The following is a 13,568-nucleotide window of genomic DNA, read 5'->3' as shown; positions in this document are numbered from 1 at the left end:
ACTCTCCTACGGTTTCCCAGTCACCACAAGAGACCGGGGGCACCTCGGTCCGCAGTGACCGGCGAGCCTTCGCGGGCTCCCCTGAAGAGGAGGCGGGCAGCATGGCCATCACCCTGGTGAACCCCGGCGGACTGCCGGAGATCGACGCCTACCGGCAGGTCTCCGTCGCGACGGGTTCGAAGCAGGTCTTCATCGCCGGGCAGGTCGCCTGGGACGCGGCGGGGGTCACCGTCGGCGAAGGTGACCTGGCAGCGCAGGTCGAACAGTGCTACCTCAACATCGGCACGGCCCTGGCCGGGGTCGGCGGCTCCTTCGGCGACGTCGCCAAGCTCACCGTCTACGTCGTCGACTGGACGCCCGACAAGCTCCCGCTGTTCCTGGCGGGGGTCGCCCGGGCGGCGGCGAAGCTGGGCACCACCCCGGCGCCCCCGGCCACGCTGCTGGGTGTCGCGGCCCTCCACATACCCGAGCACCTGGTGGAGGTGGAGGCGGTCGCGGTCCTCGACTGACATCGCGCCCGTACGCCCGCCCGCGGCCGGGGAGTTCACCTCGTGAACCCGCCCGGCCACGGGAGGGCCGTACCGCCTTCGACCCGTACACCGGCTCGCGCCATTTCCGGACGTCCGCGCCCACGCCGTTGACGCGGTCATGACTATGGACTTCACTCCCCCTTGAAAAGTCCAGACCAATCCGCTCGGCATCGCCACCCCCGCCCCGCACCATCCCGTCACCCCCACCGGGAGGTCACGTGCGTACCCGAAACCGCCTGATCGCGTGCCTGAGCACGGCCCTGGTCGCCGTCCTCGGCACACTCACCGCGCCGGCGATCGGCGCCACCACCGACGAAGACGGCGCACTCGGCCCGGACTTCACCCAGGCCGCGCCCTACCTCTACCTCGGCTGGGGCAACCCGCCCAGCCCCACCCAGGTCATGAACGACACCGGCATCAAGGCGTTCACGATGGCGTTCATCCTCGCCAAGGGCGGCTGCAACCCCGCGTGGGACAGCCAGCGCCCGCTGACCGGCGGCTCGGACGAGGCCGCCATCGCCGCCATCCGCGCGGCGGGCGGCGACATCGTCCCCTCCATCGGAGGCTGGAGCGGCAACAAGCTCGGCCCCAACTGCGCCACCCCGGAGGCCCTGGCCGGCGCGTACCAGAAGGTGATCGACGCCTACGACCTCAAGGTGATCGACGTCGACATCGAGAACACCGACGAGTTCGAGGACCCGGCCGTCCAGGACCGGATTCTCCAGGCGTTGAAGATCGTCAAGCGGGACAACCCGGGCATCAAGACGATCCTCACCTTCCCGACCCTCAACACCGGCCCCAACTCCTGGGGCGACCGCCTCATCGAGCAGTCCGAAGCCCTCCAGGCGGACATCGACAACTTCACGATCATGCCGTTCAACTTCGGCGGCAACGCCGACATGTACGGCAGCACCGTGCAGGCGGCCGAGGGCCTCAAGGACAAGCTCAAGTCCACCTACGGGTGGACGGACGCCGAGGCGTACGGCCGTATCGGCCTCTCCGGCATGAACGGCCGGAGCGACACGGGCGAGATCACCACCCCGCAGATCTGGACGCAGATCCGCGACTGGGCCAACAGCAACCACATCGGCCGCCTCGCCTTCTGGGCGGTCAACCGCGACCGCCCCAACTTCCAGTACACCTCCATCACGGCGGGCTTCACCGGCTGACGCCCGCAGAAGCGCAATCGGACGCGCGGTGCCCCCGGCTCCCGGCCGGGGGCACCGCGCATCGGCTTGCCGCCCGCCTGCCCGGTGGGACAGGAAGCTCACATGCCGAAGGGCGGCAAGATCGGGCCCAGGGTCCGGGCCGAAGGACTCGCCGCTCCCCGACCTGGGTCAGGGGCGAGTTCCTCGACGAGGTCCTGCTCGGCCCCCTCGCCCAGGAGTGGCCGCCGTCCTCGAAGCAGCCGGTTTCCACCGCCGGTTACGGCTCCGGAGCGGCGGGTGTTCCCGGCACGAGCTCGGCGATCAGCTGCTCGACGCGGGCCCTGATCTCGTCCCGGACGGGCCGTACGGCCTCGACACCCAGCCCGGCCGGGTCCGTCAGCCGCCAATCGAGGTAGCGCTTGCCGGGGAAGACCGGGCAGGCGTCTCCGCAGCCCATGGTCACGCACACGTCCGCAGCACGTACGGCCTCCGCCGTCAGCACCTTCGGGGCCTCGGCGCTCAGGTCGACGCCCACCTCGCGCATCGCCTCCACCACGGCGGGGTTGACGCGGTCGGCAGGGTCCGAGCCGGCCGACCGCACCTCCACCCGGTCTCCGGCCAGCCGCGTCAGCCAGGCGGCGGCCATCTGGGAACGCCCGGCGTTGTGCACGCACACGAAGAGCACGGAGGGCTTCACCATCGGCTTCTCGGACATGGCGGTCTCCTTCGTCGGCGGCCGGACGGCCCGGGCCGGGGCCGCGCGGGCAGCACCACAGCAGCGGCAGGCGTCACGCCCCACTGATGTCATGCCGCGCTGATGTGAAAGTATCAGCACATGCTGACTTCAGCCAAGACTGATCTGATCACTCCGCAGCACGCCGACCTCGTCCGCGTGCTGGCCGATCCGCTCAGGCTCAAGATCGTGACTCTGCTCGCCCGCGAGACGCTCTGCACGACCCACCTCGTGGAGGAGACCGGCGCGCGCCAGACCAATCTGTCCAACCATCTGCGCGTGCTGCGCGAGGCGGGAGTCGTGGAGACCGAGCCGTGCGGCCGGTTCACTTATTACAGACTGCGCCCGGAGGGCCTCGCCGCGCTTGCGGGCTCGTTCACGACGCTGGCCGAGGCCGCCCGGGCGACTGCCTGCGCCGGCCGGAAGAGGCCATGCCCGTGACCAGGACGGACCTCGCTCGCCACCCCGCCGGGGGTGCCCCCGCCGACGGACCGGCCGAGGCGGGCGCCCTCGCCCGGCTCTCCACCCTCGACCGCTTCCTCGCCGTGTGGATTCTCGCCGCGATGGCGTTCGGCCTGGGCCTGGGCCGCCTGACCCCCGGGCTGGACGACGCGCTGGCCGCAGTCGAGTTCGGCGGCATCTCGCTCCCGATCGCCCTCGGCCTGCTGATCATGATGTACCCGGTGCTGGCCAAGGTCCGCTACGACAGCGTGAAGGCGGTCACCGGCGACCGGAAGCTGATGGCCTCCTCGCTGGTGATCAACTGGCTGGTCGGCCCCGCCGTGATGTTCGCGCTCGCCTGGCTCTTCCTCGCCGACCTGCCCGAGTACCGCACCGGGCTGATCGTCGTCGGGCTCGCCCGCTGCATCGCCATGGTCGTCATCTGGAACGACCTCTCCTGCGGCGACCGCGAGGCCGCCGCCGTGCTGGTCGCACTCAACTCCCTCTTCCAGGTACTCCTCTTCGGCCTGCTCAGCTGGTTCTACCTCGACCTGCTGCCTGGCCTGCTGGGCCTGGGCGAGGGCGAGCGGCTCGACATCTCCATGGCGAAGATCGCGCTGAACGTCGCCGTCTTCCTCGGTGTCCCACTGCTGGCCGGATTCCTGACCCGGCGCCTCGGGGAGAGGTCGATGGGCCGGGAGGCGTACGAGGGCACCTTCCTCCCTCGGATCGGGCCGTTCGCGCTGTACGGACTGCTGTTCACCATCGTGCTCCTCTTCGCCCTCCAAGGGGAGACGATCACTTCCCGGCCGCTCGACGTGGTCCGCATCGCGCTGCCGCTGCTGGTCTACTTCGCCGTCATGTGGTTCGGCTCCTTCGCCCTGGGGAAGGCGATCGGACTGGCCTACGACCGCACCGCCACGCTGGCGTTCACCGCCGCGGGCAACAACTTCGAACTGGCCATCGCCGTCGCCATCGCCACCTTCGGCGTGACCAGCGGGCAGGCGCTCGCCGGGGTGGTCGGCCCGCTCATCGAGGTGCCCGTGCTGGTCGCCTTGGTGTACGTCTCTCTGGCCTGGCGCCGGAGATTCCGCCCCGACTCGCTGGTCACGGCACCGGGGCGGCACAGCAGCCGAGGTTCTGCTTAGATGAATGTCTATGTTGACGCTCATCGATACAGGTGCGATGCTGACAGCTCAAGCCATCGATGAACGCCGAAGCACAGGAGACTCACCGTGAACGTCGCCGCCGACCCGCCCACCGTGGTGATCGGAGCCGGTCCCATCGGCCTGGCCGCCGCCGCCCAGCTCGCCGCGCGCGGCATCGAGCCCCTGGTCCTGGAGGCCGGGCCCCGCGCCGCGACCGCCGTACGCGCCTGGGGCCACGTACGTCTCTTCTCCACCTGGTCCGAGCTGGTCGACCCCGCCGCCGAGAAGCTGCTGGCCCCCACCGGCTGGACGGCCCCCGACGCCACCGCCTACCCCTCCGGCGCGGACTGGGCCGACGACTACCTCCAGCCCCTCGCCGACGCCCTGGGCGAGAAGGTGCGCTACGACTCGACGGTGACCGGCGTCTCCCGCCTCGGCCGCGACCGCGTCGTGGACGCCGACCGCGCGAAGCAGCCCTTCACCGTCCACGTCAGCCACCCCGACGGCAGCACCGAACGCCTCACCGCCCGCGCCGTCGTCGACGCCTCGGGCACCTGGTCCACCCCGGGCCCGCTCGGCGCCGACGGGCTCCCCGCCCAGGGCGAGCACGCCGCGGCCGACCGGATCTCGTACCGCATCCCGGACCTGGACGACCCGGCCGTACGCGCCCGTTACGCGGGACGGCGGACCGCCGTGGCCGGCTCCGGCGCCTCCGCGTTCACCGTCCTCGCCCAACTGGCCGCCCTCGCCGAGGAGGTACCGGGCACGCGGGCCGTCTGGCTGCTGCGGCGCGGCATCAGCGGCGCCACGTTCGGCGGCGGCGAGGCCGACCAGCTCCCGGCCCGCGGCGCGCTCGGCCTCGCCGCCAAAGCAGCGGTCACCGCCGGGCACGTGGAGGCGGTCACCGGCTTCCGCACCACCGCCCTGGAGCCCGCGGGCGAGCAGTTGGTGCTGGTCGGCGAGGACGGCCGCCGCCTCGACCCGGTCGACGAGGTCATCGCGCTCACCGGCCTGCGACCCGACCTGTCCCTCACCGCCGAGCTGCGCCTCGCACTGGACGAACGCCTCCAGGCCCCGACCAAGCTGGCCCCGCTGATCGACCCCAACCAGCACTCCTGCGGCACCGTCTACCCGCACGGCGCCCGCGAGCTGTCCCACCCCGAGCCGGACGTCTACCTGGCCGGCATGAAGAGCTACGGCCGCGCCCCCACCTTCCTCGCCCTGACCGGGTACGAGCAGGTCCGCTCCATCGCCGCCGCCCTCGCGGGGGACCACGAGGCCGCCGCGCGCGTCGAGTTGGTCCTCGCCGAGACCGGGGTGTGCGGCGGCTCCGGGCTCTTCGACGACGCCGGGGGCGCCGGCCCGGCCGCGGGCGGCTGCTGCTCCTGACCGCGGACGCCCGCGGACGCCGTGGGCCGCCTGCCGTGGGCCGCGCGCCGTGGGCCGCTCGCCGCGCGTCAGGAGCGGAAGGGGCCCTTCCGCCGGGTGACGGTGCCGTCGTCGATCGGCCCGGCCAGCGCCCGCAGGGACGCGGGCCCCTGCCAGTAGGGGCGCAGCGCGCGCAGCACGGCCAGCCGGGACGGGCCGCCTATGCCGCGGGCCGCCTCGGTGGCGGCCCGCAGCCCGCTGCCGTGCAGGAGTTCCACCAGGTGGTGGAGCGCGCCGCCGCACACCCTGGTGACCTCGGCGGTGTCCGTGACGCTGGCCAGGCTGCCGCCCGTACGCCGGGCCGCCAGGTCCATCGCCGCCACCAGCCGGACGAGGTGGACGGGGCCGTCCACCTCGTCCTCGGCCAGCGCGAGTTCGGGCGCGCGCACGGAGGGGGCGGCGCCGTCCGGGCCGTTCGCGCCGGCGCCCGCCCGGCCGTTCGCGCCCGTGCCCGCGCCCGTGCTCGTACCCGCGCCCGCGCCCGCGCCGCCGTCCGGGCCGTTCCATGCCCTCAGCAGCCGGTCCAGCGGAGCGGAGTCGATCACACGGGGCGTACCGGCCTCGAAGCGCCCCGAGTCCACCCCCGGCAGCGACCTGCGGGAACCGGAACGCCCGCCCTGGTGCCTGCCCTCTTCGTACACGGAACCCCCGTCGTCGGTGACCGGGATGACCCGGTGGCGGCTGCCCTGGCCATCAGGCTGCTGCGGTGCGGAGGGAGCCAGTCCGCACGCAGCAGCCTGGCAGCCGCACCGGCTCGCGCGCACTTCCCGTACCCGGCAGTCTTCGGCTCCCCGGCATTGCCCGAACCGGGTACCCAGGCCCCCGCACCCCCGGACCTGCGGCGTTCACTGCGGCGCCGGACGCGGCCTACGGCATCCGGATGTCCGCGCCGGGCCCCAGCGGAAGGTCCAGGCCGTAGAAGACGCCCAGCACCAGCAGCCAGGCCACCAGGAACGGCGGCACGAACACCACCAGCCGGGAGAGCAGCGTCCCCAGCTGGGCGCCCGGCTCGTAGCCGCGCAGCACCACCAGCAGCAGGAAGACGTACGGGTTCATCGGCGTGACCAGCTGCGTCGCCGAGTCGCCGATGCGGAACGCCGCCTGGGTGGCGGCCGGCTGCATGCCCAGCAGCATGAAGGCCGGCACGAACACCGGGGCCATCAGCGACCACAGTGCGGACCCGGAGGTGATCAGCAGGTTCAGCACGCAGACCAGCAGCACGAACACGACCAGCCCCGCGTACCCCGTCAGCCCCGCCGCCTCCAGCAGCGCGGCGCTGCGAACCGCGAGCAGCAGGCCGAGGTTCGACCAGGTGAACACCCCGATGACCTGCGAGATGACCAGGATCAGGATGATGTACGCGGACATCCCGGTGACCGCCTCGGCCATCATGCGCGGCACGTCGTCCGTCTGGGTCAGGGTCCTCACCGTGACGCCGTAGACCGTCCCCGCCAGCACGAACGCGACGAAGAGCAGCGGCACCACCCCGTCCAGCACCGGCGAGGGGACCAGCGCCCCGCCCGTGCCGCGCAGCGGGCTGCCGGGCAGCAGCCAGCCGGTGGCGACGGCGGCCGCGTACACGGAGACGGCCCACAGGGCGCGGCGCAGCCCGCGCATCTGCACGGGGGTGACCCCGGTGGCGGGCAGGGCTCCCGCGCCCGCGTCCTCGCCGTCCGCCGACGGCTCCCCCGTGTGCTCCCCCGTCTGCTGCCGCGGCGGGGGCAGGCGCGGCTCCAGCACCCGCGCGATGACGAAGCCGCCGACCACCGCGAGCACGGTGCTGGCCGCGGCCGTGTAGAAGTAGTTGATCAGCATGTGGGTGGGCACACTGGCGCCCTGGGGCAGCACGGCGGCCGACTCCTGCGTGATGCCGACGTAGAGCGCGTCCAGCGCCCCGATGGTGAAACCCGCCGCGTATCCCGCGCACACGCAGGCGAACCCGCCGATCAGCCCCGCGACCGGATGGCGTCCCGCACCGCGGAAGACGAGCGCCGCCAGCGGCGGCATCACCAGGATCGCCACGTCACCCATCAGATGACCCTGGCAGGCCACGAAGGCGACCAGATACGGCAGCACCGCGCGCGGCGCCCGCGCGAGCGAGGCCCGTACGGCGGTCTCCAGCAGCCCCGTCCGCTCCGCGACACCGACCGCCGCCATCATCAGCAGCACGGAGCCCAGGGCGGGAAAACCGGTGAAGTTGGGGATGAAGTTCTCCAGCATCCACACGACACCCTCGCCGGTGAACGCGCCCCTCACCTCAAGGGTCTCGCCCTCCCCGGGGACCGTGACGGACGCGCCGAGGGCGGCGAGGAGGGTGGAGACGCCGCAGACGATCACCAGCAGCCCGGAGAACAGCAGCGCCGGATGCGGCAGCCGGTTGCCGACCCGCTCCATCCCCGCCATGGCCCGGTCCACGAAGCCACGGCCCTGGGCCGCCCCCGGCGAGGTCGTCTTCAGCGCGCGCATGTCGGCACTCCGTTCCTGCGGATCTCACCGTGCTGAACGACCGGGAGCACGCGCGGGGGCTGGGCGAGCCGGGTGAAGTCCGTGAGCGGACCGGCCTGGCCAACTCCCACCTCCGCGGTACGGAACGGGCGGTGGTCCTGCGTACCGCCAAGGACGTGCGCCGCAGGGGACGTCGCCGACCGCGCGCGGGGGCGACCGAGGGCCCGGCCGCCCTGCCCGGAGCGAGCGGACGGGCGGAAGGGCGGCTGGACGGACGCGCTGCGCGGACGCCCGCTCAGCGCCCCAGGCGGTTCAGCGCCTGCATGGCCTCGCGCTCGACGCGCGACAGCTCGCGGAGTGCGGCGCCCGCCCGTACGAGGTGCTGCTCTTCGCCCGACGTACCGGCCTCGGCGATCAAGGCCGCGACCTCCGTCCACAGGACGGCTGCCTCGGCGTACAGCCGGTGTCCGGTACGCAGGTGGCCACTGTCGAGCAGTTCGTCGCACTCGGCGAGGAAGTCGCGGTAGAGGTTGCGGAACAGGGCGCCGCCGGTGCCGGCCTTCTCCATCAGGAGGGCGGCCTGCGGGAAGTCCCGCCGCGGGTCGTCGGTACGCCGCAGCCAGGTGGGCACCAGCTTGGCGGCCTTCTCGACGCCGCGGTGCCCCAAGTTGGCGATGGGCGGGTGGAGGAAGGCGTCGGCGCAGGCGGTGACGGCGGGGACGATCCGGTCCCGCGGGGAAGGCGGGTTCGGCGGAGCGGTGAGCATGAAGGACCGGTGCCTGGCGGCCATCGGGCCGCGCGCGGCCCTGGCCTGGGCCAGACTGGCCAGGCTGGTGGAGACCGCTCCGCCTTGCTGCTCGGTGTCCACCAGGTGCGCGTCGTGGTCGTCGTAGCCGTACATGGCGACGACATGGCCGCCGAAATGGGCCTTCTCCCCGAAGTAGTCCAGGTGGTAGCTGTCGAGCTGCAACGCGACGGGGCGGCCGGCGTCGATCGGCGCCACCACGTTCGCCCACGCCTTGCGGGCCGAAGTGGTCTCCTGGACCACGAGGTCCAGCCCGAGCCTGGCGGCCAGGTTCCTGGTCAGCTCGAAGGGCTTGACCCGTCCTCCGAGGAAGGGGAAGTCCATGGCCTTGCTGTCCCAGTAGATGAAGGACAGGCCGGAACCGAGACCGAAGAGCATGGGCTCGGACAGATCGATCCCCTGGTGCCGCAGCAGCACCCCCGCAGCCGTCGTCTCGCAGTGCTGCGTACCGCGCACGTCGATGCCTTCTACCGTGGTCATGTGGTGCTCTCCTGGATGGGGATGACCAGCCGGGTCATCAGCTCAACGCCCGATGCGTGCGCGCCAGTCCGACGATATAGGCCCGGGGCCGCGAAGATCCCGCATCCGCCGGTGACGGCGGACCGATCGCTACCCCCCAACTGCGAGCCAGGCGTACCGTTTCTGAGGGCGACCACGGAACGAGGGGGCAGCATGCCTGAGAGCACGGACATCGGGGCGCTGGCATTCGGCCAGCGCATGCAGATCCTCCGCACCCGGCGTGGCATGACCCGTCCCGTCCTCGCAGGTCTGCTCGGCATGTCCCCGAGTTGGGTCAAGCAAGTCGAGCGGGGCACCTTGCACGTCCCGCCGGGTCTGCTGCAGTTTGAGGTGACAGGTGGGGTTACGCGGCTTGGGTCAGCTGCGCGGGGTTGATGACGGCGTCCGCACATCTGGCATCTCCACCGGCACAGTTAGCGTTGCGAACCCTCCAGGGTTGATGACGGCACGAGGGTAAAGTCGCTGGTCAGCGTCGCCCGGTAAGGGGCTCTCGGGGCGGGTTTTGCAGCAGTCCGGCGGTAGTGCATCAGTGCAGGTCAGGACGTTGTCGCTGAAGTAGTCGGACCGGGTGACAGCCTACGGCGTGGAAGGGGTTCGCCGTCGGGGAATCGGGGCACCACTCCAAGGCGGCTGCGTCCGGAGCCACGACGTGGGGCCTCCCGTCGGGCACCTTCCCGGGCCGCAGCGGGACGTCTCCCTGGCTGGCCACCGCGCGCGCCCCCGCCTGCCCGGAGCGCGAGGGGGATCGCATCCTCCCCGTCGACGTAGCCCTCGCCCGGCACGAGACGGAATGAGCCACCGCCCCGGCCAGGGTCACGGCACCCACCGGAGGCGAGGCCATCAGTAGACTCGACGGCTGTGGCGGACACCCAGTACGAAGACCTGTTGCGGCTGGTGCTCACCTCCGGAGCGGCCAAGGCCGATCGGACGGGCACCGGCACCCGAAGCCTCTTCGGGCACCAGCTGCGCTACGACCTCACGCAGGGGTTTCCGCTGGTCACCACCAAGAAGGTGCATCTCAGATCCATCGTGTACGAACTGCTGTGGTTCCTCCGGGGCGACTCGAACGTCACCTGGCTGCGCGAGCACGGCGTCACCATCTGGGACGAGTGGGCCGACGCGAACGGCGAACTCGGCCCGGTCTACGGCGCACAGTGGCGCACCTGGCCCACCCCGGACGGCAGGCACGTCGACCAGATCAGCGACGTCCTCGACACCCTGCGCCACGACCCGGACTCGCGCCGTATGGTCGTCTCCGCCTGGAACGTCGCCGAACTGTCCAGGATGGCGCTCCCTCCGTGCCACGCCTTCTTCCAGTTCTACGTCGCCGACGGACGGCTCTCCTGCCAGCTGTACCAGCGCAGCGCGGACCTCTTCCTCGGCGTCCCGTTCAACATCGCCAGCTATGCGCTGCTCACGCACATGGTGGCGCAGCAAGCCGACCTCGAACCGGGCGACTTCGTCTGGACGGGCGGCGACTGCCACATCTACGACAACCACGTCGAGCAGGTCAGCCGGCAGCTCGCGCGTGAGCCCTTCAACTTCCCCGAACTGCGTCTGCGCCGGGCCGACTCGCTCTTCGGCTACGCCTACACCGACCTGGAGGTGCGCGGCTACCAGCACCACCCGGCCATCAGGGCCCCGGTCGCGGTGTGAGTGCGTACGGTCCCGCACCGGGCGGTGCCCGGGTCAGCGGCGCGCTTCCCGCACCATGGCCCGCAGCAGCGGGGCGCCCTCGAACGGCGTTACCTCGCCCACCGCCCGGTATCCCCAACCCTCGTACAGCGCCCGCACCTTGCTGTGGGCCGCGTGCACCAGCAGCGTGGACCGCTGCTCCGGCCTGGAGCCGAGAAGCGCGTCGTGGATGCGGCGGGCCGCGCCCGTACCGCGCCACGGCGCCCGCACCATCAGCTCCGACAGGGCGAAGGTCCGCATGCCGCTCTCCGCCGTGAACGCCTCCGGCAACGGCGGGGAGACCTTCGCCCACCAGGTGGTGGACGGGCTCAGGGGCGCACCGTAGGCGTAGCCGACCGGCTCCCCGCCCCCGTAGGCGACGACGCACGCGAACGCCTCGTGCGCCGACCAGTGGTCGACGAACCCGGCGAACGGCTCGCGTCCGGCGAGCGGATCGTCACTGCCGGCGTAGACCTCGTCATGCACATCGAGGAGCAGCTCCCGGACCCCGGCGGCCTCCGCGCGCCCGTAGTGCCGCAACTCCAGTTCCACCCGCGCCGTCATCGACGGCGTCCCGCGGGCGGAGAGGTGGTGGCGTTCACGCGGTGCCGCCGGGGTCCGGGCAGCGGGGCGGGTGGGCTCGGGGGGTGAAGTCGGCGGTGGGGCCGACGTGGTGGAGTTTGTCGGGGTTGACCACGGAGTGGATCGACTGGACCAGGCCGTCGGCGATGTCGAGGCCCAGGACCCCGATCAGCCGCCCCCGCGCGTCGAACGCCAGGGCGCCGGGCTGGCCGTTGACCTCGGTGAGCTGGAAGCGGCCGTCCTGGCGTACGAGCGCGGATGTCCCGGCGCGGAAGGTCCGTGCCACGCGCCGGCGCCCGTTGACGGTCTGCCCCAGTGCCGGGACCTTGCCGCCGCCGTCGGCGTGCAGGGCCACGTCCTGGGCCAGCAGCGCCTCGAGCGCGGGCAGGTCGCCCTGTTGGGCGGCGGCGAAGAAGCGCCGGGCCAGCTCCTGTCGCTGCCCCCGTGAGGCGTGGTATCGGGGTCGGCGCCGGCGGAGGTGGCCGCGGGCCCGCGCGACCAGGTGCCGCGTGCTGTCCACCCTGGTGCCGATGATCTCCGCGACCTCCGCGTACGGATACTCGAACACCTCCCGGAGCAGGAACGCGGCCCGCTGGTGCGGTGTCAGGCTCTCCAGCAGCACCAGGAAGGCCAGCGACAGCGAGTCGGCGGTTTCGGCGTGTTCGGCCGGGGTCGGCCCGGTGACCAGGGGCTCCGGGAGCCACTCGCCGACGTACCGCTCCCGCCGCACCCGTGCCGAGCGCAGCTGGTCGATGGCGATCCGGGTGACCAGGGTGGCGACGTACGCCTGCGGGGAGGCGATCGTCTCGCCGCCCTGCTGCGTCCGGTGCAGCCGCAGGAACGCCTCCTGCACCACGTCCTCGGCCTCGGTGACGCTGCCGAGCATCTGGTAGGCGAGGGCGAAGGCGCGCGGGCGCAGGTCGCCGTACAGCTCCGAGGCGGACATGTCGGGTCAGCTCATTCCGTCGGTGAATCCCGTGCGCCAACTCGGCCACTGCGGCGCCCAGTCCAGTGCACGCTTGGTCTTCTCGGTGGAGATGCCCGGGGCCCGCGTCATCATGTCCACCGCGGCCTTCCCGGCCAGCGGGCGGACGAGCCAGCCCGGCACGCGGAGCGGGGGTTTGGCGCCGAGCGTCCGGGCGAGGTAGGGCAGCCACTCGCCGACGGGCACCGGGTCGTCGTCGGCCGCGTGGTAGATCCCCGGTGTGCCGCGCTCGACGGCCGCGACAGTGGCCGACGCGGCGTCCGCGATGTGCACCAGCGACCACACTCCGGCACCGCCGCCCACGATCGGGATCTTCCGCTTGCGGACCTGCTCGCTCATCACCGCGTCCGGCGCGGCGCTGATGCTGGTCCCGGGGCCGTAGAACGCGCCGTAGCGCAGCACGATGCCCTCCGCCCAGGAGATGCCGGTCACCGCGTCCTCCACGTGACGCAGCGCGGCCACCGCCTCCTCGGCGTCCGCGGGCGGGTTCGGCTCGATACGGCCGCTCTCGTCGACGACCGGCCCGCCTGCGCGCTCCATCCACATCGCGTTGCCCTGCGCCACGAACTTGCGCACGCCCACCGCGCGGGCGGCGGCCAGCAGGTGGTCGGTCCCCTCGGTGCGCAGCCTGTTGGTGGCCGCCGCCATCCGCTTCGCCTCCTTGACCTTCAGCGGCCCGGTGAGCGCGGTCAGCTGGTGGACGAGCACCTCGGGCTCGGCCTTCGCCACGGCCGCGGCCACCGAGTCGGGGTCGAGCGCCTCGACGACGACCGGTTCGGCGCCCAGCGCCCGCAGCGCGCCGGTCTTGGCCGGTGTGCGCGTCGTACCGACGACCTCGTGGCCGCGCGCCACCAGCTGGGTGACGAGGTGGGTGCCGATGGCGCCGGACGCCCCGGCGATCAGGATTCTCATGACGTCTCCGTTCGTCGTCGTACTCACCCACAAGGACGGGACACCCCTGCGCCCCATGATCGGACGTGACGCAAGTCACAGCCAGCCGGGCGCTCCTGCCCGCGCGAGCGGCCGTCGCCGCACCGCGGCGGCCCAGGGCTCAATCTCGGGGGCGCTCCGGCCGACAACTGAAGAGTGAGTCGACGCAACGGCCCGTACGAGGCCGCCCGGGCGCATCC

12 protein-coding genes and 2 pseudogenes are annotated in these 13,568 nt (G+C 72.4%); 7 read left to right on the top strand and 7 right to left on the bottom strand.

Going from position 1 to position 13,568, the window contains the following annotated elements:
* Positions 1-101: 101 nt before the first annotated feature.
* A complete protein-coding gene (locus H299_RS0101480) occupies positions 102-509 on the top strand; it encodes a RidA family protein (RefSeq protein ID WP_027746959.1) in 408 nt (135 codons plus the stop codon).
* A 314-nt stretch (positions 510-823) separates the two neighbouring features.
* Positions 824-1,699, top strand: a pseudogene (locus H299_RS31590) (chitinase); the annotation flags it as partial.
* A 256-nt stretch (positions 1,700-1,955) separates the two neighbouring features.
* Here H299_RS31590 and H299_RS0101470 read toward each other — a convergent pair.
* A complete protein-coding gene (locus H299_RS0101470) occupies positions 1,956-2,393 on the bottom strand; it encodes an arsenate reductase ArsC (protein ID WP_027746958.1) in 438 nt (145 codons plus the stop codon).
* A gap of 120 nt (positions 2,394-2,513) precedes the next feature.
* On the opposite strand from H299_RS0101470, the gene H299_RS0101465 reads away from it, so the two are divergent.
* The 3 genes from H299_RS0101465 (at position 2,514) to H299_RS31580 (ending at position 5,389) form a co-directional block, all read left to right on the top strand.
* Entirely contained in the window at positions 2,514-2,852 is a 339-nt protein-coding gene (locus tag H299_RS0101465; protein ID WP_106965692.1) for a metalloregulator ArsR/SmtB family transcription factor, read from the top strand.
* Complete coding sequence (gene arsB, locus H299_RS31585) at positions 2,843-4,000, top strand: ACR3 family arsenite efflux transporter (RefSeq protein ID WP_051262017.1); 1,158 nt, start codon at positions 2,843-2,845, stop codon at positions 3,998-4,000. The genes H299_RS0101465 and arsB overlap by 10 nt, the downstream gene beginning before the upstream one ends.
* Before the next feature lie 87 nt (positions 4,001-4,087).
* Positions 4,088-5,389 (top strand): NAD(P)-binding domain-containing protein, encoded by a 1,302-nt coding sequence (locus H299_RS31580; protein WP_037757431.1) that lies wholly within the window; start codon positions 4,088-4,090, stop codon positions 5,387-5,389.
* A gap of 68 nt (positions 5,390-5,457) precedes the next feature.
* Here H299_RS31580 and H299_RS0101450 read toward each other — a convergent pair whose 3' ends face one another.
* The 3 genes from H299_RS0101450 to H299_RS0101440 all read right to left on the bottom strand — a co-directional run bounded on the left by H299_RS0101450 (position 5,458) and on the right by H299_RS0101440 (position 9,158).
* A complete protein-coding gene (locus H299_RS0101450) occupies positions 5,458-6,069 on the bottom strand; it encodes a hypothetical protein (RefSeq protein WP_199782376.1) in 612 nt (203 codons plus the stop codon).
* A gap of 226 nt (positions 6,070-6,295) precedes the next feature.
* Positions 6,296-7,894, bottom strand: coding sequence for an AbgT family transporter (locus H299_RS0101445; protein ID WP_037757240.1), 1,599 nt, complete (start codon positions 7,892-7,894; stop codon positions 6,296-6,298).
* 274 nt (positions 7,895-8,168) lie between these two features.
* Entirely contained in the window at positions 8,169-9,158 is a 990-nt protein-coding gene (locus tag H299_RS0101440; protein ID WP_027746954.1) for a BtrH N-terminal domain-containing protein, read from the bottom strand.
* Positions 9,159-9,350: 192 nt separating this feature from the next.
* Between H299_RS0101440 and H299_RS0101435 the strand changes: the two are divergent.
* Positions 9,351-9,506, top strand: a pseudogene (locus tag H299_RS0101435) (helix-turn-helix domain-containing protein); the annotation flags it as partial.
* Between the two features lie 549 nt (positions 9,507-10,055).
* Positions 10,056-10,853: a thymidylate synthase gene (locus H299_RS0101430; RefSeq protein WP_027746952.1), complete on the top strand. Its 798-nt coding sequence runs from the start codon at positions 10,056-10,058 to the stop codon at positions 10,851-10,853.
* Positions 10,854-10,886: 33 nt separating this feature from the next.
* Here H299_RS0101430 and H299_RS0101425 read toward each other — a convergent pair whose 3' ends face one another.
* The 3 genes from H299_RS0101425 to H299_RS0101415 are packed head-to-tail and all read right to left on the bottom strand — an operon-like array spanning position 10,887 to position 13,350.
* Positions 10,887-11,435: a GNAT family N-acetyltransferase gene (locus tag H299_RS0101425; protein WP_027746951.1), complete on the bottom strand. Its 549-nt coding sequence runs from the start codon at positions 11,433-11,435 to the stop codon at positions 10,887-10,889.
* 34 nt (positions 11,436-11,469) lie between these two features.
* Positions 11,470-12,399, bottom strand: coding sequence for an RNA polymerase sigma-70 factor (locus tag H299_RS31575; RefSeq protein ID WP_051262016.1), 930 nt, complete (start codon positions 12,397-12,399; stop codon positions 11,470-11,472).
* A 6-nt stretch (positions 12,400-12,405) separates the two neighbouring features.
* A complete protein-coding gene (locus H299_RS0101415) occupies positions 12,406-13,350 on the bottom strand; it encodes an NAD-dependent epimerase/dehydratase family protein (RefSeq protein WP_027746950.1) in 945 nt (314 codons plus the stop codon).
* Positions 13,351-13,568 lie beyond the last annotated feature (218 nt).

Source organism: Streptomyces sp. CNH287, assembly GCF_000424825.1.
Note: the sequence above shows the minus strand (reverse complement) of the source record. Positions and strands in the feature narration are given on the sequence as shown.